We start from the raw sequence: 23813 nt of genomic DNA on the forward strand, positions 1-23813 counted from the left end.
GTCCTTGAAAAAGAAATAGAAGCTATAAAAGGTAGTAGAGAAAATCACTTTATCAAAATATATAACGGTATTTTTATTGGCAAGGATTTATCTGGTTTTATATATAAATTTGCTTATGATAGTGAATTATATAGTATAGATGAAATTCCGTGCAAAATTGAGATCAATGGCGAAGTATATTCAGCGGAAATAATATCATCTACCAGTTCGGAATTGGAGATAATAATAGACGAATATGTGGACAATAATGTCAAAGAAGCGGTTTTGGATTTCAAGCCATGGTATTTATTGGATATATTAAGGCATAAATATATTGAGTGCAAGAAAAATATAAAAGAATTTGATTTTAGTTTGAGCGATAAGATATTTAGCGGACATATAGATAATGCAAATGATGATGTTAATTGTGATATATCCGGTGATGAATTAAATGATGCGCAGATAAAGGCCATTAAAGCTTCTTACAATCAACCTTTATGTATAATATGGGGACCACCTGGAACCGGGAAAACTAAGACATTGGCAAAAGCTATTGAAGCGCATTTAAAAGCAAAGCGAAGAGTACTATTAGTATCCCACGCCAATAATGCTGTAGATGAAGCAATGAAGGAAGTTTTATCAATTTTTAAAGAAAGTGATTTATATAAGGAAGGCAGAATTATTCGTTATGGGAAGCCACAATCTAAATTTATGGAGTTATATAATAGAGATTATAAAAATGTTTTGTTCGATAATGTAATAAATGAAAAATTTGGATTGTTAATAAAGGAGAAGGAATCTTTAAAGAAAGCTATATCTAGAAGAGAAGCAAAATTTGAAGAAATAGAAAGAGATAGGGAGAATTTAAAAAGTATAAATAAAGCTTTAAAAGAAATAGATTTTAGTTTACAGGTTTTAAAGTCCCATTTGAATCAGTACGAAGGAAGCAGCGATAAAAAGGGATATGCCGAGGAGATTAAAGAAGCAATAAAGAAAAAGGAATTAGAAAAAGCTATTCTAGAAGAAAAAAGCAAAAAAATATGTGAAGCTATAAACAGTAATCAAAATATATTAAAAGAGAGAGAGCAAGATACTGAAAGAGTTCTTCAGTTGATGAAAGAAAGAATCACTGAAATAGATAACATATTAGCAACTAACAGTGATGATATTATATCTAAAGCTATGCTTGTTGCAACGACTGTTACAAAGACGTTTTGTGATGAAAAAATCTCAAATAAATATTTTGATGTATTAATTATTGACGAGGTGAGCATGGTTCCATTGCCTCAACTGTATTGGGTGGTAGCCAGGAGTAAAAAATATGTTACAGTTGCGGGTGATTTTTTACAGCTACCTCCTATATGTATATCGGAAGATAGGATGGTAAAAGAGTGGTTTGGAAGAAATATTTTTAATATTATGAAAATCGATAAAGTAGATGTAGCATATAATCACAAATTAGTGAGATTATTAGATACGCAATATAGGATGGTCCCTCAAATATCCTCTATAGTGAATATGTTTTTTTATCAAAATAAACTTAAAGATCACGAGAGTGTAATAAACAGAAATTTAAATGATTCCATAGCGGGTTTTCCACTTGTCTTGGTGGATACAAAGGATGTGAACCCTCCATGTTATAAAGTATCCTATGGAGGTAGATTTAATATTTATAATGCGTTTGTTTGTGCTAAAATCGCAAAAAGGATTTTGGAAAGTAACAAGAGTATACAAATTGGCATAATTACACCGTATTCGTCACAATCGAGATTGATTGCTAAAATAATAAGGGAATGGGGAGTAAGAGAAAAAATTCGAGTTAGTACAGTCCACAGATTCCAGGGTGGAGAAGAAGATGTAATCTTATTTGATGCATCAGATAGTATCGGACTTACAATATCTCCGCTTTTAAATGATTTAATTCCTGATTCGAATGCAGCTTTATTATTTAATGTGGCAATTTCAAGAGCAAAAAGCAGCTTTTACTTTATTGGCAATACGAAATATTTATTATCTCAACTCAATGCGAGATCTTTAATATATAGGATAATAAGTTATATATGTCGAAAATCCATCAAAATACCTGCTGAAAATTTTATTAAAAATATTAATGCTACTGATGTGATTACGTATTGTAAGTTAGAAGCAAGAAATAAGGAAGAGGTTTGGACAAAGCTATCCGATGATTTAAAGAATGTTAGTAGGCAAATTGTTATTGTTTGTACAAAGATTTCATTAATCGTGAAGGTATTTAATGAGATATTTGCTAAAATAAAAGGTCGAGAGATTGATATTAAAGTTTATACAAAGCCTGTATACCGGAACAATATAAGTAAAGATACAGAGGTAATTAGTATTTTGCGAGATAAGGGAGTAACTGTAATAGAAAGAACAACCGTAAATAAAAATCTACTTATCATAGATTCTGTAATATGGGAAGGGAATATTAATATGTTTTGCAATTCTGGATATTCGGGAACTGTAAGGAGATATGAGAGTGCCTTAGCCGTTGAGGAAATAATTAAGAATTTAGAGCTAAATAAATCAAATGCACTTGGTGATGTTGTTGACAAACCATGTCCTAAGTGTGGCAGGCCTATGGTGATCAGGAAGGGTAAGTACAGAACTTTTTTAGGATGTATTGGATATCCTGGGTGCAATGGCAAAATATTCAGTCAACCGTAAAAAATGGGCTTGGAATCACGCTTCCATGCCCATTTGATATGGCTGATAAAAATACATTTACGACTTGTGGATCAAACTGGCTGCCAGAATTTGCATCTATTTCGTTTAGGGCTTTTGAGAAAGGATACGGATTTTTGTATGGCCTATGGGATGTCATGGCATCAAGGCTATCTGCTAAAGCTATTATTCTGGAGCCAAGGGGTATTTGGTCATCCTTTAGGCCTGCCGGGTATCCTTTTCCATCGTATCTTTCGTGGTGGTGAAGTATAAGAGGAACCAGATCTGCCATGGTGTTGACTTTTTTGATGATTTCGGCACCTATAATTGGATGGTCCTTTATAGGGCAAATTCTTCTGCAGAGAGTTTTTGCGGCTTATTTAATATGGTGGTGTTAATCCCTATCTTTCCTATATCGTGAAGTCTCGCCGCTAAATATATTTTTTCTATTTCTTTAGAAGCCAGATCCATTTTCTGCGCTATCAATTTTGCTAGCCTGCTTACCCTGTTGGAATGATTGTAGGTATATAAATCTTTTGCTTCTAAAGCTGATAGCAAAGCGTTTATTGTATCTTGCATACTTTGGGAGAATTTGGAATAATATTCTTGTACCGCTTCTGCTTTAACTTTTAGTTTAGCTATTAAAGCAAATACTACAAAGTAAATAGGTATACTTATTTCAAACAGAGTTAATAAAACATCGCTTTTGTCCGGCAAATACAGAGTTAACAGTTGTCCTGATATTGACAGTACAGGAAATACTATTGCATATCTGTAGTTGTATAAAAAAGCTCCTACTATTATAGGTATGTAGTACAATTGCGAGTATACGTAAAAGTGTACTATGTCACGTCAAAAGCGATAAGATACCCAGTATATTGCGATCGTCGCTAAAAGTAAGAAAATTAAAATTCTATAGTTTTTTAGTTTTAAACTCACGACGGTATTTTCTCCTTTGCAAGGTATTTATTAGTAAAAGCACAAAAAGCCCAACTCCATCCGTATCCTTTCATGGAACAGGCATATGCCTAGACTACACGGACCTTTTCTTTTTTACTTTTTGCTAGATTTGGGAAGTAATAGAGTGTTTCAGTTTAAGATTGTGTAATTAGAAAAGAAAACTCTCTGGCAAATTTTGAAGCACTACAAACACTCGCTGAAGTCTTCTTAATTGCCAACATTGTCCGTCCCTTTTTCAGCCTATATTGTAGCATAAAAGCATATGTTTTGTATAGAGATTTATTTGTAAAGTTTTTGTAAAGTTTATGGTATAATTTAACTATATGAATGAAAATAGGGAGGTTAGCATTATGGGAAAGTTTGATAATAAAGTAGTCATAGTGACAGGAGGAGGCCAGGGCATTGGCAGAGCTATTTCTCGGGCTTTTGCTCAGGAAGGGGCTAGTGTGGCCATTGCTGACATAGATGATGAAGCGGGGTTGGAAAATAAAGAATATATAATAAGCAATGGTGGAAGATGCATCTTTGTCCACACGGATGTGGCTATCGAAGAGGATGTAAAAAACATGGTGGACGAAGCTGTAAAGGTCTTTGGCAGAGTGGACGTACTGATAAATAATGCGGGGATAGGAACTGGTGGCACTATCTATACAAGAGATATGAAAGATTGGGATAGGGTTATAGCCGTAAATTTGAGGGGGACATATATGTGTTCCAAGTACGCTGCTTTGAAGATGAGAGATCTGGGCGGAGGCGTCATTATAAACATAGCGTCTACCAGGGCTTTTATGTCAGAGCCACATACGGAGCCTTATTCTGCGTCAAAAGGCGGCATAATAGCCCTTACTCATTCACTGGCTATAAGCCTGGGACCGGATCATATCAGGGTGAACTCTATAAGTCCGGGGTGGATAGAGGTTTCTGAATGGAAGAAGAGCTCGCAGGCCACAAAACCTGTTCTGACAGAGGCGGATCACAAGCAGCATCCGGTGGGCCGTGTAGGAAAACCAGAGGACATAGCCAATGCTTGTTTGTTTCTGGCGTCAGAAGAAGCAGGGTTTATAACAGGAGCTAATCTCACCATAGATGGAGGTATGACCGTTAAGATGATTTATGTGTAGGATTTTTCAGGGCGTAAATTGCCCTTTTGCCATATAATTCGGATACATATTATGGTATAATATATTATAAAGAGGAATGTAAAGGATAAGGTGGAAATATGGAATATTTAGAGACCTTGAAAGATTTTTTTTAAGGATAAAGATTATGTTTTAATGGCGTTTTTATTTGGTTCTGCAGCCAAAGGAAAGCAAACTAAGGAGTCTGATATTGACATTGCTGTGTATTTGAAAAACTATGATGAATCCATGGTTTATTCATTATGGAATCAGCTGGAGGATTTACTCAAGCGCGATGTAGATCTCATCATATTAAACAATGCCAACGCGACAATTGCATGGGAAGCTATTAGAGGTTATATGCTTGATGTTTCAATGGAAGCAGAAGATTTCAGAAATGTTGTATACGATATTTATAAAGTGCGCCAAGAAAGAAGGGCATTACTTAAAATAAAACCTAACAGAAAGGATGGTATTATGAAATACCGTAAAGTTGGAAGATATGGGCTTAAGGTAAGTGAGATAGCTCTGGGCAGCTGGCTTACATATGGGGGGTCTTATGGACAGGAGCAGGCCAACGCCTGTGTTAAAAAGGCCTATGAGCTGGGTATCAATTATTTTGATACCGCTGATGTCTACGGAGCAGGCCAAACCTATCCTGGCGCCGCTGAGGAGATCCTGGCAAAAGCGTTAAAGGATTTCCCCAGGAGCTCTTACGTGCTGGCTACCAAGACATTCTGGCCTGTGGGAGATGGGCCCAACGATAGGGGACTATCCCGCAAGCATATTATGGAACAATGTCACGCCAGTTTAAAAAGGCTAAACACCGATTATGTGGATATATTTTACTGCCACAGGTATGATCCAGATACACCCATTGACGAAGTGATGCGGGCCCTTGACGATCTGGTGCATCAGGGTAAGGTGCTGTATGTGGGCGTAAGCGAGTGGAGCACTGCGCAGATTCTGGACGGTGTATATACCGCAAGGCAATTAAATCTAAATCCCATTGCGATTAACCAGCCTGTGTACAACATGTTAAACCGCTACATAGAAAAAGAGGTTATGCCTATCTGTGCCAGGGAAGGTATAGGCCTTGCTGTCTTCAGTCCGTTGGCTCAGGGCGTTTTGACGGGAAAATACAAAAAAGGAGGGGGCATTCCCGAAGGGAGCAGGGCAGCTGACCCCAAGGTAGGTCATTTTGTACAGGGATATTTAACCGATGAAAACCTGGATAAAGTGGAGAAGCTTAAAGACATTGCAGCAGAAAATGGCTTGACTGTTGCGCAGCTGGCCCTTGCCTGGATATTGCAGCACAAAGAGATAAGCAGCGTCATCATAGGCGCATCTAGGCCTGAGCAGATAGAAGAAAACGTAAAGGCAGTGGGCGTTACTCTGGATGAAAGCACCATGAACGCTATAGAGGAAATATTATAAGTTGTGCATGTCTACCCACAATGATACCCTCTTGTTGACTTCGCTCCATTTTATGTTATCCATAAATGCCTTTATATACCCCTTTTTATCCGTACCGTAATCTATAAAATAGGCGTGTTCGTAGGTGTCCATCACCAGGAGTGGGGCCGTTCTGGCAATGATCCCGTGGTTGTGCAGATCCTGAAGATAATTGTGCAATTTCAGGTCTATGGGATCAAAGCACAGAACGGTCCATCCCCTTGAAGATATTCCACAAGCTATAAAATCCTCCTTCCATGCCTCAAATGACCCAAAGCTGGCCGCAATCATCTGGCTTATCAAGCCATCGGGCATACCTCCGGGGCCGCCCAGGTTTTCAAAATATAGCTCATGGAGCTTTACTCCGTCAAGGCTATAACTTTCTTCTAATTTCAGCTCCCTGTATTCGCTGTATGTGGCGTTAGCTTTTGTGCGGTCAGCGGTCAGTAATTTATCCCATATCTCATTGGTCTTATTTATATAACCTTCATATAGTTTATAGTGTTCTTTCAGGGTCTTTTCTGAAATTCCTTTCAATACCAGGTTATATTTTTTGGCTACAAGCTTATCCATCTTTATCACCTCAGGTAAAATCAATGATTAATACATAATATGAAAATTATAAGCTTTTGTGAAAGATTGGCGTAGCGCATCCCCTCAAAGTTACTTGCTGATGCTATTGAATTTTTTCGGAAGCAATCCATTTGTAAATATTGTGAATTACAGATTGAAAATTTTTAAATTAGTTATTGACATATGCCCAAAACCGACATATAATTATAATTGAAATAGGGCATATGCCAATAATATTGAGAGGAGGGTTTATAATGCCAGGTAGAGATGGTACAGGTCCTGTAGGAATGGGACCTATGGGAGGTCATGGAGCGGGTTTTTGTGGAAGGCACGGGAATCCAGGATATATGATGTTTGGAAGATATGGATGTCACAATTTTTATAGTATCCCGCATCATCACAGGGGATTTTTCTACCAGTATAAAGAAGCCGATGAGAAGAAATGGCTAGAAGCGAGAGCAGAAATTTTGCAAAGGCATCTTGATGCCATAAATAAAAGGCTTAAGGAGCTGGAAGGCCGAGATAAAGGCGACAACAGCGATAAAAACGGCGAATAACCATTAATAGCACATGGCTATCTTTCATAAAGGGGCGTAAATCGCCCTTTTTTTGTAGGCATTTTCTTCAATTTGTGATTTGAATTCAATATTTTTGTTCTAAAATAGGTTGCTGGAGAAAAAATTCATTACTCTAAAGGAATACCTCTGAGGTAAGTGACTTTGTGAAAAACTCGCGGAGCGCATCACCTCAAAGTAACTTACCGATGCTATTGAATTTTTTTGGAAGCAACCTATTTTACGAAATATTGTAAATTATAAACTGAAGATTTTTCCTTGAAGAAAATTTGTCTTATCTGTATACTAATATAAAAAGGTTGTTAAAATTAATTTCAGTTAAAACGTGATTTATGGGAAATGGAGTGATAATTTTGCCAAGGCCTGTTAAATGGAGAAAAGTCGAGTTTTTACCTGATATAAATTATTTTGTGCCTGTAGGCGTACCAGGAGGGCATCTGCAAGAGAATGTATTGAAGGTAGAGGAACTGGAGGCCCTGAGGCTTAAGGACATAGAAGGTCTGGAACAGGATGAATGTGCTGCCAGGATGGAAATATCAAGGCAGACCTTTCAGCGCATTTTGAATGAAGCCAGGGCAAAAGTAGCGGATAGCCTTGTAAACGGCAAGGCTATAAGGGTTGAAGGTGGCAATTATACAGTACACATATGCGAATTTGAATGCCTGAGTTGTGGCAACAGGTGGGAAGACAGTTTTGAAAATCTGGAAAAGGTGAGAGAAGGCAAGCTTGAATGTCCAAAATGTGGTTCAACTGATACGATTTGCGCCAATATTGGGTCCTTTTGTCATGGAAGGTGTCATCGCCGTGGGCGCCATGGACGCCATGGACATTACGGAATGTGAGGTCGGTGTTTTTGAAGATAGGCGACGTGGTATTAAAGAATAATGTGTTTTTATCGCCCATGGCTGGCGTTACCGATAAGCCTTTCAGGATGCTGTGCCAGGAGATGGGTTGCGGGTTGGCTTATACAGAAATGGTTAGTGCTAAAGGTCTTTATTACGGCAGTGAGAATACGGAGTTTTTGACGGATATCGGTGATGAAGAACAGGTGGCATTGCAGATATTTGGTTCCGATCCCGATATAATGGGTGTGATAGCAGAAAGGTTAAACCAATCTAGAGCCTTGATAATAGATATAAATATGGGATGCCCCACCCCTAAGATCGTGAAGAATGGCGATGGGTCTGCCCTTATGCTAAAGCCTGAATTAGCAGAAAAAGTTATAAGTGCGGTGGTAAAGGCCTCCAAAAAACCTGTGACGGTGAAGATAAGAAAAGGATGGGATGACCAGCACGTAAATGCTGTGGAAATTGCGCAAATCGCTGAAAATTGCGGTGTTGCAGCAGTAGCCGTACACGGCAGGACGAGGGAGCAATTTTATTCAGGGAAGGCAGATTGGGATATAATACGCAGCGTCAAAGAAGCCGTGAGGATTCCCGTTATAGGAAACGGAGATATCTTTACACCGCAGGACGCTAAAAATATGTTGGAGTATACCGGCTGTGATGCCGTGCTTATAGGGAGAGGAGCTCAGGGGAATCCCTGGATATTTAAGAGGACTGTGCATTACTTAAACACAGGAGAATTGCTCCCTGAGCCTACCCTTGAAGAGAAAGTAGATGTAATTCTTAGACACCTGGACATGATGGTGCAGTATAAGGGAGAGGATAAAGGTATCCGGGAGATGAGAAAGCACATAGGCTGGTACCTTAAAGGTATCTACGGCAGTGCCAGGTTGAGGGACAGCATCAATAAGATGACGGATTATAGTGAGATAAAGCAATTGCTTCTCAGTTTAATTTAGAGGGTTTATATACCGCTGACTCTGGTAACCTTATATACTGCCGGTGCTACCTCATCTGACGCAAACACGAATTCAAATTCTGGCCGGTTGGTTGCAGCGCCCCAGTTGCCTTTATTGTCCATGCAGACGATGGATATGTCCCCAACGTGTTCCTTGGTTTCAGCCAGCCTTTTATGTATGCGCCTTACAGCTTCTTCAGCTGCATCTTTTGGACTGTATCCTTGTCTCATCAATTCCACTGCGTAAAAGCACGTACAGCCTTTCATGATATCTTCGCCCATTCCCGTAGCAGCTGCTCCACCTGCCGTGTTGTCGACGTAAAAGCCGGAGCCCACCAAAGGTGAATCGCCCACCCGTCCTCTGTACTTTAAAAACAGACCACTGGTGGAAGTGCCGCACGCCATATCGCCTTTTGGATCAAGTGCTACTATTCCTACAGTGTCGTGACCTTCGTATGGTGATTGGCCTTTTTCTATTTCTGATATTCTTTCTTCCCATATTTTTCGGGTCTTGTCCGTTATCAGAACGGCATTTTTAAAGCCCATTCTAGCTGCAAACTCCTCTGCTCCCCTGCCTATCAGTACATTATGGGGAGTTTTTTCCATGACCTTTCGGGCTATACTTATAGGGTGCATGAAACCTTTTATTCCTGCAACTGCTCCAATAGAAAGGTCCTTCCCGTCCATAATAGCAGCGTCCAGCTCCACTTCACCTGCTATATTGGGAAGACCTCCAAAGCCAACTGAATCCACATCGGGATCAGCTTCAACGGCTTTAGCTACTACTTCCACAGCGTCCAGCGCGTTTCCAGATTCCTTTATTATATCGCTTGCTTTTTCTACACCTTTTAGTGCAAAAGGCCATGTGGCTATTATTGCCCAGGACATACGATTTCCCCCTTTTTTGATAGCATATAATCACAAAACTATTATACTATAGTTATTTAACGATTCCAGTATTATTTTGCTTTCCTTTTTCGCTGTTTTCTAAGCACATTTGCGAAATTCTCTATAGAAAAGGATTTTCAGATTCTTGAGGATTTGAATTTAAGCTATTAAATGGTATAATATCATTAACTGCAAATACCATGAGAGTAGAACGTTGAGGAGGTTTTCGCGTGTCGGTTTTTGAGGTTTTAAAGGAGAGAGGGTATATTGAGCAATTAACCCACGAAGATGAGATCAAGGATTTACTGGATAAACAAAAGATTACGTTTTATATTGGGTTTGATCCGACTGCTGACAGCTTACATGTAGGGCATTTTCTTCAGCTTATGGTTATGGCCCATATGCAAAAGGCGGGTCACAGGCCTATTGCACTTATCGGCGGAGGAACTGCCATGGTCGGCGACCCCAGCGGAAAGACTGATATGAGAAAGATGCTGACCAAAGAAGAGATATCCCATAATGCTGAACGGTTTAAGGTGCAGATGCAGCGCTTTATCGATTTTTCTGACGGCAAGGCCATTATGGTCAATAACGCCGACTGGCTTTTGGACCTCAATTACATAGAATTTTTACGAGATATCGGTGTGCATTTTTCTGTCAACAGGATGCTTACAGCCGAGTGCTTTAAATTGAGGCTGGAAAGGGGTTTGTCCTTCCTGGAGTTTAACTACATGCTCATGCAGGCCTATGATTTCTTACAGCTATACAGGAGATATGGCTGCATTATGCAATTGGGTGGTGACGACCAGTGGTCGAATATCATAGCAGGGGTTGAGCTTATAAGGAAAAAAGAAGAGAAACAGGCTTACGGTATGACATTTACCCTTCTTACCAACAGCGAAGGCAAGAAGATGGGCAAGACGGAGAAAGGAGCTGTATGGCTGGATCCCGAGAAGACATCGCCTTATGATTTCTATCAGTATTGGCGCAACGTCAATGATGAGGATGTGGAGAAATGCCTGGCCCTTCTGACTTTCTTGCCTATGGATGAGGTGAGGAGGTTAGGTTCGCTGAAGGACAAGGAGATCAATGAAGCCAAAAAGGTGCTGGCTTATGAGGTTACTAAACTGGTACACGGCGAAGAAGAGGCCCAGAAAGCCCGGAAAGCTGCTGAAGCATTGTTTGAAGGAGGGGGCAGTCTGGACGATGTGCCCACATCAAAGATATCGCAGGATATGATAAATACGGGTATACTCGATGTGCTTCTAGCAGCAGGAGTTATACCGTCTAAAAGCGAAGGAAGAAGGCTTATACAGCAGGGAGGACTTTATGTAAACAATGAGAAAGTTGATGACATCAATATGGTTGTTACAGAAGATTTCTTTAAGGATGGGTTTATGCTGGTAAGGAAAGGCAAGAAGACATACAATAAGATAGAGATAGAGTAAGTTTTTGGGAGGTGCAAAAGGGTTAAAGGGGGAGCCTTATCAATCATGAAGAAGCTTATAGCGTGTTTTTTAGTTATTATATTAATTCTGGGAGTCACTGCGGGGTGTAAGAGACAAGCAAGAGAGCCTGAGATCAACAAGGTGACACAAAACCCCAGTGGTAATGGGGCTGGTGGCAAAGTATCTGGCGGGAAAGATGTGGAGTCCAATGATAACTGGAGGACTTCTTTTACTACAGGTATGAAATATGCCGGACAGAACGATAAGCTGTTTGCGGTGATGATAGAAAATACTCCGCCGGCCAGGCCACAATCGGGGTTGATTTATGCTGATGTGGTTTATGAAGCACTGGTGGAGGGCGGTATCACGAGGTTTTTAACCCTTTTCTACGAGAATTATCCTGACAAAGTAGGCCCTGTGAGAAGCGCCAGGCCTTATTTCGTGGATATCGCAAAGGAGTGGAATGCCCAGTATGTCCATGTGGGCGGTTCTGAAGCAGCCAAGAGTGCTATAAAGCAATTGGGATTAATAGATATTGATGCCCTTCATATGTCTCGCCCTTTTTTTAAGGACAAAGCGCGGGTGGACCCTCATGCCACGTATGTATCGTTAAAGGATGCTGTTAAATTAAACGATGTGGTAACCGATAAGAATCCCCACTTTAAATTTGACAGTAATATACCCCACGGAGATGTAAAATCGGTAGAGGTTAAATACAATAGATATTTTGACGATCTGTATAAGTACGATGAAAGTACAGGGCATTTTTTAAGGTATATAAACGGAAACCCCCATGTGGACAGGGAGACGGGCAAGCAGCTTTACGCTGATAACATAATATTGCAATATGCGCCTTATAAGGTGCTGGACAGCGAAGGGCGCCTTTATATAAATCTTATATCAAAAGGCAAGGCCGCATATGTAATCAATGGAAATTATATCGAAGGCACCTGGGAGAGAACATCAGAAAGCGATATAACTCATTTTTACGATGGCAATGGGGAGGAAATAAGGCTAATGCCTGGTAAGACGTGGATAAATATAGTGCCATCTGAGAAAAACGTTACAGTAAATAAATAGCGTGGAAATGATGAGAATAAGCACAGACTATGTTAATAAAAACTCGGAAGGCGGATGCAGGAGGAAAAATGGGAGGACAATTGGACGATAAAAAGCTCGATTTGCTAAAAAGTAAATTGGCTGAATGGGGTGCTACAAAATACGGCTTTGGCTATGTTGGCGATGTGCTGCCAGAAAAGTACAGGCATTTAAAGTACGCTATTTCTATAGTCGTACGGTTATCGGATCAGATAATCGACGAGATAGAAGATGGGCCGACTTATACCTACTTTCATCACTACCGGAGCGTAAATACCCTCATCGACAACATCACATTGAGGGCCAGTATGCTCCTGCAGGAATGGGGTTATCTGGCTATGGCTGTGCCTGCATCCCAGACGGTATACGGTGATGGCATAGGTCCCTATTCGGGGATTTTTCAGCATAAGACGGCTGCTACTAGAAGCGGTATAGGCTGGATAGGTAAAAATTGTCTTTTGGTAACTCCTGAGTATGGGCCCAGAGTGAGGTTGGGTACGATACTTACGGACGCTGAGCTTCCTGTAGGACAGCCTATAGAAGAATCCAGATGTGGCAGTTGCAACAAATGTGTTGAGAGCTGCCCTGCCGGTGCCCTTTATGGCGGTCATTGGGTTGCAGGTATGCCCAGGGATATGCTTGTGGACCCTATGGCCTGTAGCGAGTACATGAATAAGCACTTTAAGCATATTGGCAGGGGTTCGGTATGCGGTATATGCATCAAGGTATGTTCCTATGGTCTTCACTCAAAAGTGTAGTCTTCGCTCAAAATTATAGTTAAAAATAAAGGGGTGATTGCTATGGAATGCGTTGCGGAATGTTCGCCGTGTTATTTGAAGCAGGTTATATCAGCTTTTGAAGCTGCAGGGCTACCCCAGGAGAGACAAAAGGAAATAATTAAAGAGGTTTCAAAAATGATACCGGATGTGGATGATACTAAAAGCCCTGCGGAGAACTCCTCTATATTGCTGCTGGAAGCATATCGTCTCATGGGTATTGATGATCCTTTTAAAGAGGCTAAAGAACGCTCTAATACATTTGCTATGGAGCTCTACCCCCGGTTGAGGAATATGGTCTTAAACGCAGAGGATCCGCTTATGATGGCGATAAAGATGGCGGCAGCAGGTAATATCATCGATATGGGCATATTAAGAGAATTTGATGTGGATAAGAGCATTGAAGATGCCCTATCTATGGGATTTGCATTGTGTGATTATGGGCAGTTTAGGGATTTTTTAAACAAGGCCAGAAAAATCCTCATCATAGGCGATAACAGCGGGGAAATAGTATTTGATAAACTCCTTGTAGAACAGTTAAAAAGGTATCATGTTGATATCATATACAGCGTCAAATCAGGTCCTATACTCAACGATTCTACCATGGAAGATGCTATTATGGTAGGTATGGATAAGATGGCTGATATCATCGAGAACGGCAACAGATATCTGGGTACGGTGCTGGATGCCTGCTCAGAAGAATTCATTCAGGCGTATAAAGATGCTGATCTTGTGATATCAAAAGGTCAGGGCAATTATGAGTCGCTGGAAGGCAAGGAAATAGCCGGCGATAAGACCTTCTTTATATTCAGGGCTAAATGCCCATGGGTGGCAAAAAGAGCGGGCGTCAACTATATGGATCTGGTATTTTGTCAAAACCGTATGAGAGAGTAAACTACCGCTGTTTTACTGTTATAGTCATCGTTAGACAAAACAAGAACAGGGCGTTTTTTATTAGAGCTCAAATCGCTGAAAGGTATTGGGATTAACTTCCGCTCTTAACTCAGCGAACTATTGCTATTTTTATCTAAATCAGTGCTGTTCATTTCTTACTTAAAGAAGTGGGAGACTACTATTTCGGATTAAATTAAGGACATCATAAAGACGATAAAGGCAAAATGATAAAGGTGCTACAGGGTAAATCCTGTAGCACCTTTGCATATACACCGGCAAATCAGTATGGAAGTTCCACAGGGTTTCCTTTTACCTCAAAGGTCTCAGTGAGGAAAGTGCCTCCCAGTTTTTTGCTTCTTTCGTCGGGCTGACAGCCACCAACGGAAATTTTGAATGTCCCTGGTTCCAGTATGCACCTGCCCTCGTTATCTATGAGGGCCATCTGCCTGGGCGTTAAAGTAAACGTTACAGTTTTTTTCTCCCCAGGTGCCAGGTTAATTCGCTGAACGCCCCTGAGCTGGCATTTAGGTACTACCACGGATGCTTCCAGGTCCGTAAGATAAAGCTGTACTACCTCGTCTCCAGCCATTTTACCCGTATTTTGTACGTCAACCGATATGGTGAGGTTTTCTGATGTGCCTATTTCTTTGGCGCTTAAAGTCAGGTTGCTGTATTGGAATGTGGTGTAGCTTAATCCGAAGCCGAAGGGGTACAGAGGCTCCTTTTCAATGTATCTGTAGGTTCTGTTTTTCATGCTGTAATCGGTAAAAGGTGGCAGGTCGTCGACGGACTTGACAAAGGTGACAGGAAGCCTGCCTGCTGGATTGTAGTTGCCGAATATTACGTCGGCAATAGCGGTACCACCTTCTTCGCCGGGATACCACGCCTCGAGGATAGCGGGTATATGTTCATTGGCCCAGTTGATGGCGACAGCGCTGCCATTTAGCATTACCAGCACAATAGGCTTACCTGTAGCATGGATTTCTTTGAGCAACTCTTCCTGAACCCCTGGTAGATCTATATGAATTCTGTCGCCTGATGCATCAGAATTGACCGCATCCCCTTCTTCACCTTCAATGGATGGTGCCAGGCCCATGCACATGATGACGACATCAGCGTTTCTGGCGGCTTCTACGGCTTCATCAAAGCCTTCTTTTGATGTCCCTGTAAGGTCACAGCCTTTGGCATAGATAACCTTTGTGTCGGGTGATACTACATTTTTTATGCCTTCAAGGGGTGTGACGTATTTTGATGGCGTACCGTTGTAATTGCCCAGCAGAACCTCCAGCACATCAGCGTTGGGGCCTATTACGGCAATGGATTTAAGGTCTTTTTTCAGGGGCAGCAGGTTGTTCTGATTTTTTAACAGTACAATGGATTCTCGTGCAGCTTTTAAAGCCAGTTGTCTGTGCTCAGGGCAGTCGTTTACTTCGTATGGTATCTGGGCGTAAGGAACCATTTCCGGCGGGTCAAACATTCCCAGTTTAAATCTTGCCTTAAAGAGCCTGGTTACAGCTCGATCGATTTCTTCTTCAGTTATGAGGCCTTCTTGTACCGCTATAAGCAGGCTACCGTAGGTATTGCCGCAGTTTAAGTCGCAGCCGTTTTTTACTGCCATGGCAGCAGATTCCTGTGGGCTGTTGGTGATCTTATGATGGAGGTGAAAATCGCTTATAGCGCCACAATCAGAGACCACATAGCCGTCAAAACCCCATTCTTCTCTTAATATTTTCTGAAGCAGGGTTTTGCTGCCACAGCAGGGCTCACCATTGGTCCTGTTATAGGCGCCCATGACGGATTCTGCTTTTGCCTCCTGTATGCATTCTTTGAAGGCAGGCAGATATGTTTCGCGAAGGTCTTTTGGACTTACGCGGGCGTCAAAATGGTGTCTGTCTTTTTCAGGGCCGCTGTGTACGGCATAATGTTTCGGTGTAGCCACCAGTTTAAGGTATTTAGGATGATTTCCCTGCAAGCCCTTTACAAAGGCTACACCCATCCGCCCGGTAAGGTAAGGGTCTTCTCCGTAGGTTTCCTGGCCTCGCCCCCATCTGGGGTCGCGAAATATGTTTATGTTTGGGCTCCAGAAAGTGAGGCCTTTGTATATCCCTCTATCGCCATTGCGAACAGCTTCGTGATGCTTTGCCCGGGCTTCATCAGAAATAGCTGTAGCCACCTGGTATACCAAGTCCGGATTAAAGGTGGCTGCAAGGCCTATGGCCTGTGGAAATACGGTGGCAATACCGGCTCTGGCTACACCATGCAGACATTCATTCCACCAGTTATACTCCGGTATATCCAGACGCGGTATGGCAGGAGATTCATGTAGCATTTGCGAGATCTTTTCATTAAGCGTCATTCTTGATATCAGGTCTTTGACCCTTACGTCGATTGGCTGCGAAGGGTCTTTATACAGCGGTTTTTCTTCCACAATCATAACCCCCTTACATAAATCATTATAATTTATTAATTCTATTTTTATCTTCCAAATCCTGCAGTACCTCGTGTAAAATAGATGTGATTGCAAAATAAAAAAGGCAGGGGATTACCTGCCCATACCAAAACCTCTACCCATTCCTCTACCTATACCTGTTCCATCACAGTTTTTTATATTCTGCTCCATGTTTTTTATCATCAGGTCTGCCTGTTCCTGCGTTATTGCGCCGTCTTTGACCCGCTGCTGTATGATATTTTTTCTGCTCTCAAGCATCGCTTGCTGAAATTTGTCCAAGGATATACCATTTTCTTGGGCTATTTCGGCCAGTGTTTTTCCTGGGGTGAGGAGCTTATAGGTGTCTTCAAGGGATTTGCCCAACAGATTTGCTAATACCTGAACGTTATTTCCTGCTTTGCCAAATCTCATGCCATAGCCTCTCCCCGGGGTAAATGCCTGGGAACTGGTTGTTATTTTGCCCGTTGAAGTTGATGTGTTGGAGTTGCTGCTATCAGCGTAGGCTACGATACCCGTTAAAAGCATTCCACTTACCAATACACCTGATAAAATTTTTTTGTAATTCATTTTTGAACATCTCCTTTCAGATTTTGTTTACGATTATATGATACCTGCTTTGTATGATAAAAAAGTAATAGATTTGTGATGTTTTTGTGAGGATTTTTATTATGCAATTGCATTAATTGCTGAAATATTGTAATCTGATTCTGGGTGATGAAGATGGATAAGGTACTGGTTATTGAAGACGAAAAAGGACTTCAGGATATATTGAAAACCTATTTAGAAAAAAACGGTTATTCAGCATTTATTGCAGGGGATGGCCGTAGTGGCCTTGAGCTTATTGAAAAATATGATATATCCCTTGTCATCCTTGATGTCATGTTGCCTGATATGGACGGGTGGAGAGTGCTAAGAGAACTCAGGGAAACATCAGATGTACCTGTGATAATGTTGACAGCAAGGGGAGAAGAGTACGATAAGTTGTTGGGCTTTGAGCTGGGGGCTGATGATTATGTGGTAAAGCCTTTTAGCCCCAGGGAATTGATGGCCAGGATAAAAGCCCTTTTGAAAAGGGTGGATAAAGGTGGCGCAAAAAATGTCCTGGAATGGAAAGGCATTGTGGTGGACGTTGATTCGAGAGAGGTTTATGTAGACGGCAATAAGGTTGATTTTACGCCAAAGGAATTTGATCTACTGAAATACCTTATGGAAAACAGGGGTCGTGCTATAACGAGAGAGCAGTGCCTCGAGAGAGTGTGGGGTTATGATTTTTACGGCGATCTCAGGACGGTTGACACTCATATCAAGCAGATCAGGGAAAAATTAGGAGACAAGAGGTACCTGGTGAAAACCGTTTGGGGAATTGGTTATAAATTGGATGGTGAATGACGTGAAGGGAATAAAGAGAAAGATATTTTTATCGTATATATTGGTAATAGCCGTCATACTGATTTTATTCTGGCTGACACAGGTGGTTTTCTTGCGAAAGATTTATATAAACAGCAAGGTAAATGAACTTAAAGCTCTTGCCTCATATATAGCTAAAAACATAGACCAGCAGGAGAAGCTATATGATGCCACAGAGCGTTGGGGTGCCAGACTGGTGATAGTTGATGAACGTGGAGAAATAATATTAAATAATAGGATGCGAGGAGGAGGCATGGGCTACGGCATGGGAGCTGGTGCAGGAATGCCATTGCCTTTGCTGTATCAGTATAAACCGGGAGTATATTATTACAATGGTACGGATTTAAAGATGGAGCACCTGGCCGTAGTGCAGAATTATACGCATGATTCTAGCAGGGGCAGGATCATTTTAAGCATACCGATGTCTTCTATTGACGACAATGTAAAGATCTTTAAGAGCCTGTTTTGGTGGATAGGAGCTTTATCCGTGCTTTTTTCTTTTGCCCTATCGTGGGCGTTTTCGCGCAGGTTTATAGTGCCTATTGATAAACTTAAAGAAGCGGCAGGAGAGATATCAAGAGGTAATTTCAAGGTCAAGGTAAGTGACGATTTAAAGGACGAGTTTAAGGACCTGGCGCTTTCTATTGAGGATATGGCATCAGACTTGGATAGAGCTGATAAATTAAAAAAAGATTTTATTGCCAATATGACTCATGACTTAAAAACTCCTTTAGGGCTCATAAGGGGCTATGCTGAGATGTTACTGGATTTTTACGGTGATGAAAAAGAACAAAGGGATAAATACCTTAATACGATTATAAGCGAATCTCAGCGGATGTCGGCTTTGATTGACAGTATACTGTCTCTATCAAAACTTCAATCGGGCTATGTAAAGCTGGATATAAGCGAATTCAATTTATATGATCTTGTTGAAGAGGTATTGAGGGCTTTTGAGGTAGAATTAAACAAAAAGGACATAAAAGTAATATTAAATGGCCTTGATGTGAGAGTACAGGGCGATAGGGAACTGTTAAAGCGGGTGTTTATAAACACCATTGACAATTCGCTGAAAAATATGGATGCTGGCGGCTGTTTGAGTATTTTCACGTACATTAAAGGGGATGCTGTAGAGGTAAACATAAAAGATACAGGCCGCGGGATACCTTCTGATAAGATCGACGGCATTTTTGACAGGTATTATAAGCTTGATAAATTGGGAACAGGTCTTGGGCTCGCGATAGTTAGCGAAATATTAAAACTTCATAAAAGCCAGTACGGTATAGAAAGCCAGGAGGGAATAGGGACGACTTTTTATTTCGCTATTAAATTGGCCAAACCAGCGGTATAAATTTGGTTTGCTATATGCTATAATGTATCTGTAAAAATACGACAATCAGCGATTAGCTTAAATAAAAAGGGGGAAAGATAATTATGAACGAAAAGAATATTTATGCACCTTATGATCTAAGGTGTCAGTATGTCAGAGAACCTCTGGGGTTAGACAGCAAGCGTCCTCTGTTTTCATGGGTTTTAAAGCATGATGACATGGGACAGTTTCAGACGGCATATCAGGTGATCGTTTCTGATGACCCTGAACTCATTGAAAGAGGACAAGGGAATATGTGGGATAGCGGTGTGGTGCAGTCGGGAGATACCGCTAATGTGGTATACAATGGTAAAGAATTAAAATCCCGCACAAGGTATTACTGGAGGGTGCGCTGGTGGGATAAAAACGGCGACGTAAGTCCTTATAGCGAAGTGGCTGTATTTGAAACGGCTTTTTTAGACCAAAGCGATTGGAGGGCAAAATGGATAGGCAATGGCAGTGATCAGGTTTTTGAAGCTCAAAGCGACGGTTTTAAGCCACAACAGAACTACCAGATGAGGTATGGGAGCCTGTTCAGAAAAGAATTCATAGCAAAAAAGCCTGTAAAAAGTGCCAGGATCTACATATCGGGCTTGGGCTATTATGAACTTCATATCAATGGCTGCCGGGTAGGAGATAGGGTGCTGGATCCAGGCCAGACCGACTATAAAAAGACCGTACTGTATTCCACCTATGATGTAACAGGTTTTCTGAGGGAAGGCGCCAATGCCATAGGCGTCATGCTGGGGAATGGCAGGTACATCGCAAATTATGGCTATGGTGCTCCATGTTTGATTGCACAGCTCCACATAGATTATGTTGATGGGACCGATGATGTTGTAGTGACTGACGACACCTGGAAGGTCGGCGATAGCCCTATCAGGGAAAACGGTATATATTACGGGGAGACCTATGATGCAAGGCTGGAAATAGACGGCTGGGATATGCCGGGATTGGATGATAGCAATTGGGATAATGCCGTACTGGTAGATGCTCCTGGTGGCCGATTGACTTCGCAGGTCATGCCTCCTATAAAGGTTTGTAAGGTTATGCAACCTGTAAAGATGACCAATCCAGCACCGGGCGTTTATATATTCGACTTTGGCCAGATATTCACAGGCTGGGTAAGGATAAAAGTAGAAGGTGAGAGAGGACAGGTAGTGAGGCTCAGGTATTCTGAGCTGATGGGCGATGATGGTATGCTGAATTTTAACGTCAACAGGACAGCGGAGGCTACTGATACGTATATACTCAAGGGCCAAGGCGTGGAAGTATTTGAACCTCATTTTACGTATCACGGCTTCAGATATGTGGAGGTTACAGGCTATCCTGGCACACCTGCATTGGATTGTATGGAAGGTCGTTTTGTGCATACAGCAGTGGAGCCTGTGGGGAGCTTTGCCTGTTCCAATGACCTTATAAACAATATACACAAAAATATCATCTACAGCCAGCTGTGCAACCTCATGAGCATACCCACCGATTGCCCGCAGAGGGATGAGCGCATGGGCTGGATGGGTGATGCCCAATTGACGGCAGAGGAGGCCATTTACAACTTTGACATGGCGGCATTTTACGCCAAGTACTTAAATGATATAAAGGATTCGCAGAAGGAAGATGGGAGCATACCCGATGTAGTACCTCATTATTGGTCAATATATCCGGCAGATCCTGCGTGGGGGACGGCATATATAACCATTGCGTGGGAGATGTACAGGTATTACGGCGATACAGCCATATTAAAAGAGCATTATGACAGCATGAAAAAGTGGGTTGAATTTTTATCGTCACAGGAGGTGGACGGCCTTGTAAACTATGTCCACTACGGCGAGTGGTGTACACCTGGCAGCATACCTCCTAAACATACCCCCAGAGAGATTACATCGGCTTTTTATTACTATCACGATGTTTTGATACTTTCTGAAATTGCAGGGATAATAGGCAAATACGATGATCAGAAACGGCTGAGAGAAAAAGCTGATAAAATAAGAGAGGCATTTAATAAAAAGTATTATAATTCAGAGCGTCACTTTTACGGCAACAACGATCAGACATCCAATACCTTGGGACTCCAGTTGGGAATAACCCCTGAGGGCGAGGAAAAAGCAGTAGTGGAAAATCTTGTAAAGCATGTGGTAGAACAGGCAGATTACCATTTTGATACGGGGATTATAGGGACTAAATACATCCTTGATACCCTATCTGATTATGGGTATGTGGATGCAGCGTATAAAATGATGACCCAGGAGAGCTATCCCAGCTTTGGCTATATGATCAGAGAAGGAGCAACAACACTGTGGGAGCGCTGGGAAAAACTCACGGGAAGTGGCATGAACTCTCAAAACCACATCATGTTTGGCACGGTAGATGCCTGGCTCTACAAGGATTTAGCAGGCATAAAGTTAGGAAAGCCGGGATGGGAAGAAGTCATCATAAAGCCGGTTATACCGAAAGGGCTAAAACATGCTGCCGCATCGACCAAGACTATAAGGGGCGTTATAAAGTCTGCCTGGGCTATTGAAGATGGGGAGTTTACGCTGGAAGTAGCCATACCTGTAAATTCAAAGGCGAAGGTTTATATCCCTGAGTTATGGGAGAATAAAAGTCTCTCAATTGAAGGAAAAGAAGGTCCTATAGAAGGGTTTGGTGTAAAAGATACGGTAGAGTGTGGTCGAAAATATTATCTCGTAGAGCTGGGCTCAGGGAACTATTGTATTAAACTCAAGTAATGTATTAGTTTTATTGCGAATCGAGATCTGGCTGGTATTGACAAAATGGTAGTTTTAGAGTATCATAATATTGTACCCCATAGGTATAGGGGGGGGGTACAATATTATGATACAATGTTTATGAGAAAAAATAAGCGAGTAAAGATAAAATGGCTTATACACATGAGATGTAGCATCTATAATTTAATCGCACAAGATATTTATTGTAAGAAAGGGACGGTAGGATATGCACGATTTGATTATAATAGGAGCCGGTCCCGCAGGTTTGACGGCAGGTCTTTACGCTGCCAGAGCGGGCATGGACGTAGTTTTGCTTGAAAAGATGTTTGCAGGTGGGCAGGCAGCTACTACTTATCTAGTAGAAAATTATCCTGGATTTGTTGAGCCCATTGCCGGGCCAGAGCTTATGGCCAATTTTGAAAACCAGGCCAGGCGCTATGGCCTCGATATAAAGTATGAAGAGGTACTGGAGCTGGACATAGCTGGAGCCGTTAAAAAGGTTAAGACCGACGGAAATACTTATGAGGCGAAGGCGGTTATTCTTGCTATGGGTGCCAATCCCAGGGAACTTGGCCTGGAGAAGGAGCGGCAATTTAGAGGTGCAGGTGTTAGCTATTGTGCTACATGCGATGGGGCATTTTACAAGGATAAAGTAGTAGCGGTGGTGGGTGGTGGCAATACCGCTGTAGAAGATGCCGTATTCCTCACCCGGTTTGCCAGGAAGGTTTACCTCATTCACAGGCGCAATGAGCTAAGAGCCACCAAGGCCGAGCAGGATAAGGCCTTTAACAACGAAAAGATACATTTTATATGGAATACCGTTATTGAAGATATAATCGGCGAGCAAAAGGTAGAAGGGCTAAAGCTCAAAAACAATAAGACAGGCGAAGAAAGCCAGATAGAGATAGATGGGTTGTTTGTGGCCATAGGTACGGTACCAAATAGCGACATTGTAAAAGGTCTTGTGGCTATGGATGAATACGGATACATTATTACCGATGAAAACATGAAGACCAGCGTAGAAGGGGTATTTGCAGCAGGAGACGTAAGAAAGACGCCAGTTAGGCAGATAGTAACAGCCGCCGCTGACGGAGCTATTGCTGCAGTCATGGCAGAAAAGTATATAGGGGATATAAGGTAGAGAATTCGGCTTAGGCCGAATTCAATTTTTTATTCTTTACTACGTTTATCCTTTATTTGTTGGGATACATACATAGAAATAGAAAGGATAGGATTAAAAAGGGGGGAGATCATTATGTGGAAAAAGATCATTATTATATCAATATGTATATTTTTAATTGGAGCAGTTGTTTTTGCAAACAAAAAGACCCAGAAAGAAATGATAAAAAATACTGCTTCTCGTCCTTCTTCGTTATCTTTAGCTACTGAAGTTAATAATGCGGATGAATTAATTGAAAAATCCAATTTGATAATATATGGGACATTGGGTGACATATATAAACGGTATCATTATGGAGAAGTAGATTTTACCGAATATAATGTAAAAGTAAATAGTGTTTATAAATATAATGTAGATAGTATTTATAAAGGAAGTTATGACGGCAAAACTGTGAGGGTTCTTATGACTGGTACTCCAGAGAGGGCTATTAACG

At 41.5% G+C, this 23813-nt stretch carries 20 protein-coding genes and 1 pseudogene; 15 read left to right on the forward strand and 6 right to left on the reverse strand.

Features of this window, described 5'->3' with window-relative positions; translation table 11 throughout:
- The first annotated feature begins 213 nt into the window (after positions 1-213).
- Positions 214-2664 carry an AAA domain-containing protein gene (locus BUB87_RS02800; RefSeq protein ID WP_159432353.1) on the forward strand — a complete coding sequence of 817 codons (2451 nt, stop codon included), beginning with the start codon at positions 214-216 and terminating at the stop codon, positions 2662-2664.
- Here BUB87_RS02800 and BUB87_RS14850 read toward each other — a convergent pair.
- Entirely contained in the window at positions 2651-2953 is a 303-nt protein-coding gene (locus tag BUB87_RS14850) for an HD-GYP domain-containing protein (protein ID WP_268761573.1), read from the reverse strand. The genes BUB87_RS02800 and BUB87_RS14850 overlap by 14 nt on opposite strands.
- Positions 2954-3000: 47 nt before the next feature.
- The gene (locus BUB87_RS14855; RefSeq protein ID WP_084110811.1) at positions 3001-3480 is read right to left on the reverse strand and encodes an HD-GYP domain-containing protein; all 480 of its coding nucleotides are present in this window, start codon (positions 3478-3480) and stop codon (positions 3001-3003) included.
- Positions 3481-3971: 491 nt separating this feature from the next.
- On the opposite strand from BUB87_RS14855, the gene BUB87_RS02810 reads away from it, so the two are divergent.
- Entirely contained in the window at positions 3972-4742 is a 771-nt protein-coding gene (locus BUB87_RS02810; protein ID WP_073341599.1) for an SDR family oxidoreductase, read from the forward strand.
- Between the two features lie 153 nt (positions 4743-4895).
- Positions 4896-6176, forward strand: a complete 1281-nt coding sequence (gene mntA, locus BUB87_RS14645) for a type VII toxin-antitoxin system MntA family adenylyltransferase antitoxin (protein WP_084110813.1) — start codon at positions 4896-4898, stop codon at positions 6174-6176.
- Here mntA and BUB87_RS02825 read toward each other — a convergent pair.
- Entirely contained in the window at positions 6171-6767 is a 597-nt protein-coding gene (locus BUB87_RS02825) for a superoxide dismutase (protein ID WP_073341600.1), read from the reverse strand. The genes mntA and BUB87_RS02825 overlap by 6 nt on opposite strands.
- Before the next feature lie 254 nt (positions 6768-7021).
- Here BUB87_RS02825 and BUB87_RS02830 point away from each other — a divergent pair, with 254 nt between their 5' ends.
- The 3 genes and pseudogenes from BUB87_RS02830 to dusB all read left to right on the forward strand — a co-directional run bounded on the left by BUB87_RS02830 (position 7022) and on the right by dusB (position 9146).
- Positions 7022-7324, forward strand: coding sequence for a DUF5320 domain-containing protein (locus BUB87_RS02830; protein WP_073341602.1), 303 nt, complete (start codon positions 7022-7024; stop codon positions 7322-7324).
- Between the two features lie 371 nt (positions 7325-7695).
- Positions 7696-7986 (forward strand): annotated as a pseudogene (locus BUB87_RS15165) (DUF134 domain-containing protein); the annotation flags it as partial.
- 209 nt (positions 7987-8195) lie between these two features.
- Positions 8196-9146 carry a tRNA dihydrouridine synthase DusB gene (gene dusB, locus BUB87_RS02840; RefSeq protein WP_073341606.1) on the forward strand — a complete coding sequence of 317 codons (951 nt, stop codon included), beginning with the start codon at positions 8196-8198 and terminating at the stop codon, positions 9144-9146.
- A 5-nt stretch (positions 9147-9151) separates the two neighbouring features.
- On the opposite strand, the gene BUB87_RS02845 is transcribed toward dusB, so the two are convergent.
- Positions 9152-10033 (reverse strand): glycosylasparaginase, encoded by an 882-nt coding sequence (locus tag BUB87_RS02845; RefSeq protein ID WP_073341607.1) that lies wholly within the window; start codon positions 10031-10033, stop codon positions 9152-9154.
- Between the two features lie 230 nt (positions 10034-10263).
- On the opposite strand from BUB87_RS02845, the gene tyrS reads away from it, so the two are divergent.
- The 4 genes from tyrS (at position 10264) to BUB87_RS02865 (ending at position 14249) form a co-directional block, all read left to right on the forward strand.
- A complete protein-coding gene (tyrS, locus tag BUB87_RS02850; protein ID WP_073341609.1) occupies positions 10264-11481 on the forward strand; it encodes a tyrosine--tRNA ligase in 1218 nt (405 codons plus the stop codon).
- A 45-nt stretch (positions 11482-11526) separates the two neighbouring features.
- Positions 11527-12561 (forward strand): DUF3048 domain-containing protein, encoded by a 1035-nt coding sequence (locus tag BUB87_RS02855; RefSeq protein ID WP_073341611.1) that lies wholly within the window; start codon positions 11527-11529, stop codon positions 12559-12561.
- A gap of 68 nt (positions 12562-12629) precedes the next feature.
- On the forward strand, positions 12630-13337 hold the full coding sequence (locus BUB87_RS02860; protein ID WP_073341612.1) for a 4Fe-4S double cluster binding domain-containing protein: 708 nt from the start codon (positions 12630-12632) through the stop codon (positions 13335-13337).
- Positions 13338-13379: 42 nt separating this feature from the next.
- On the forward strand, positions 13380-14249 hold the full coding sequence (locus BUB87_RS02865; RefSeq protein ID WP_073341614.1) for a damage-control phosphatase ARMT1 family protein: 870 nt from the start codon (positions 13380-13382) through the stop codon (positions 14247-14249).
- Between the two features lie 280 nt (positions 14250-14529).
- Here BUB87_RS02865 and BUB87_RS02870 read toward each other — a convergent pair whose 3' ends face one another.
- Both BUB87_RS02870 and BUB87_RS02875 read right to left on the reverse strand, forming a co-directional pair.
- Positions 14530-16677, reverse strand: a complete 2148-nt coding sequence (locus tag BUB87_RS02870; RefSeq protein ID WP_234945935.1) for a glycoside hydrolase family 3 C-terminal domain-containing protein — start codon at positions 16675-16677, stop codon at positions 14530-14532.
- A 114-nt stretch (positions 16678-16791) separates the two neighbouring features.
- Positions 16792-17265, reverse strand: a complete 474-nt coding sequence (locus tag BUB87_RS02875) for a DUF2680 domain-containing protein (RefSeq protein ID WP_073341617.1) — start codon at positions 17263-17265, stop codon at positions 16792-16794.
- A gap of 153 nt (positions 17266-17418) precedes the next feature.
- Here BUB87_RS02875 and BUB87_RS02880 point away from each other — a divergent pair, with 153 nt between their 5' ends.
- The 5 genes from BUB87_RS02880 to BUB87_RS02900 form a co-directional block, all read left to right on the forward strand.
- Complete coding sequence (locus BUB87_RS02880) at positions 17419-18087, forward strand: response regulator transcription factor (protein WP_073341619.1); 669 nt, start codon at positions 17419-17421, stop codon at positions 18085-18087.
- Between the two features lies 1 nt (position 18088).
- Positions 18089-19453, forward strand: coding sequence for a sensor histidine kinase (locus BUB87_RS02885; protein WP_073341643.1), 1365 nt, complete (start codon positions 18089-18091; stop codon positions 19451-19453).
- A gap of 83 nt (positions 19454-19536) precedes the next feature.
- Positions 19537-22200 (forward strand): alpha-L-rhamnosidase, encoded by a 2664-nt coding sequence (locus BUB87_RS02890; RefSeq protein WP_073341620.1) that lies wholly within the window; start codon positions 19537-19539, stop codon positions 22198-22200.
- A gap of 226 nt (positions 22201-22426) precedes the next feature.
- A complete protein-coding gene (gene trxB / locus BUB87_RS02895) occupies positions 22427-23341 on the forward strand; it encodes a thioredoxin-disulfide reductase (protein WP_073341622.1) in 915 nt (304 codons plus the stop codon).
- Between the two features lie 114 nt (positions 23342-23455).
- On the forward strand, positions 23456-23813 hold a 358-nt coding region (locus BUB87_RS02900; protein ID WP_143156598.1), incomplete at its 3' end, for a hypothetical protein.

The sequence above is a fragment of the Caldanaerobius fijiensis DSM 17918 genome (assembly GCF_900129075.1).
GTDB classification, from domain to species: Bacteria; Bacillota; Thermoanaerobacteria; order Thermoanaerobacterales; family Caldanaerobiaceae; genus Caldanaerobius; species Caldanaerobius fijiensis.

Coding starts and splice junctions, on each gene's coding strand:
- BUB87_RS02845 (WP_073341607.1), bottom strand. CDS start 10,033: ATGTCCTGGGCAATAATAGCCACATGGCCTTTTGCACTAAAAGGTGTA.
- trxB (WP_073341622.1), top strand. CDS start 22,427: ATGCACGATTTGATTATAATAGGAGCCGGTCCCGCAGGTTTGACGGCA.
- BUB87_RS02880 (WP_073341619.1), top strand. CDS start 17,419: ATGGATAAGGTACTGGTTATTGAAGACGAAAAAGGACTTCAGGATATA.
- BUB87_RS02865 (WP_073341614.1), top strand. CDS start 13,380: ATGGAATGCGTTGCGGAATGTTCGCCGTGTTATTTGAAGCAGGTTATA.
- BUB87_RS02875 (WP_073341617.1), bottom strand. CDS start 17,265: ATGAATTACAAAAAAATTTTATCAGGTGTATTGGTAAGTGGAATGCTT.
- BUB87_RS02890 (WP_073341620.1), top strand. CDS start 19,537: ATGAACGAAAAGAATATTTATGCACCTTATGATCTAAGGTGTCAGTAT.
- mntA (WP_084110813.1), top strand. CDS start 4,896: ATGGCGTTTTTATTTGGTTCTGCAGCCAAAGGAAAGCAAACTAAGGAG.
- BUB87_RS02825 (WP_073341600.1), bottom strand. CDS start 6,767: ATGGATAAGCTTGTAGCCAAAAAATATAACCTGGTATTGAAAGGAATT.
- BUB87_RS02860 (WP_073341612.1), top strand. CDS start 12,630: ATGGGAGGACAATTGGACGATAAAAAGCTCGATTTGCTAAAAAGTAAA.
- BUB87_RS02810 (WP_073341599.1), top strand. CDS start 3,972: ATGGGAAAGTTTGATAATAAAGTAGTCATAGTGACAGGAGGAGGCCAG.
- BUB87_RS02830 (WP_073341602.1), top strand. CDS start 7,022: ATGCCAGGTAGAGATGGTACAGGTCCTGTAGGAATGGGACCTATGGGA.
- BUB87_RS14850 (WP_268761573.1), bottom strand. CDS start 2,953: ATGGCAGATCTGGTTCCTCTTATACTTCACCACCACGAAAGATACGAT.
- BUB87_RS02855 (WP_073341611.1), top strand. CDS start 11,527: ATGAAGAAGCTTATAGCGTGTTTTTTAGTTATTATATTAATTCTGGGA.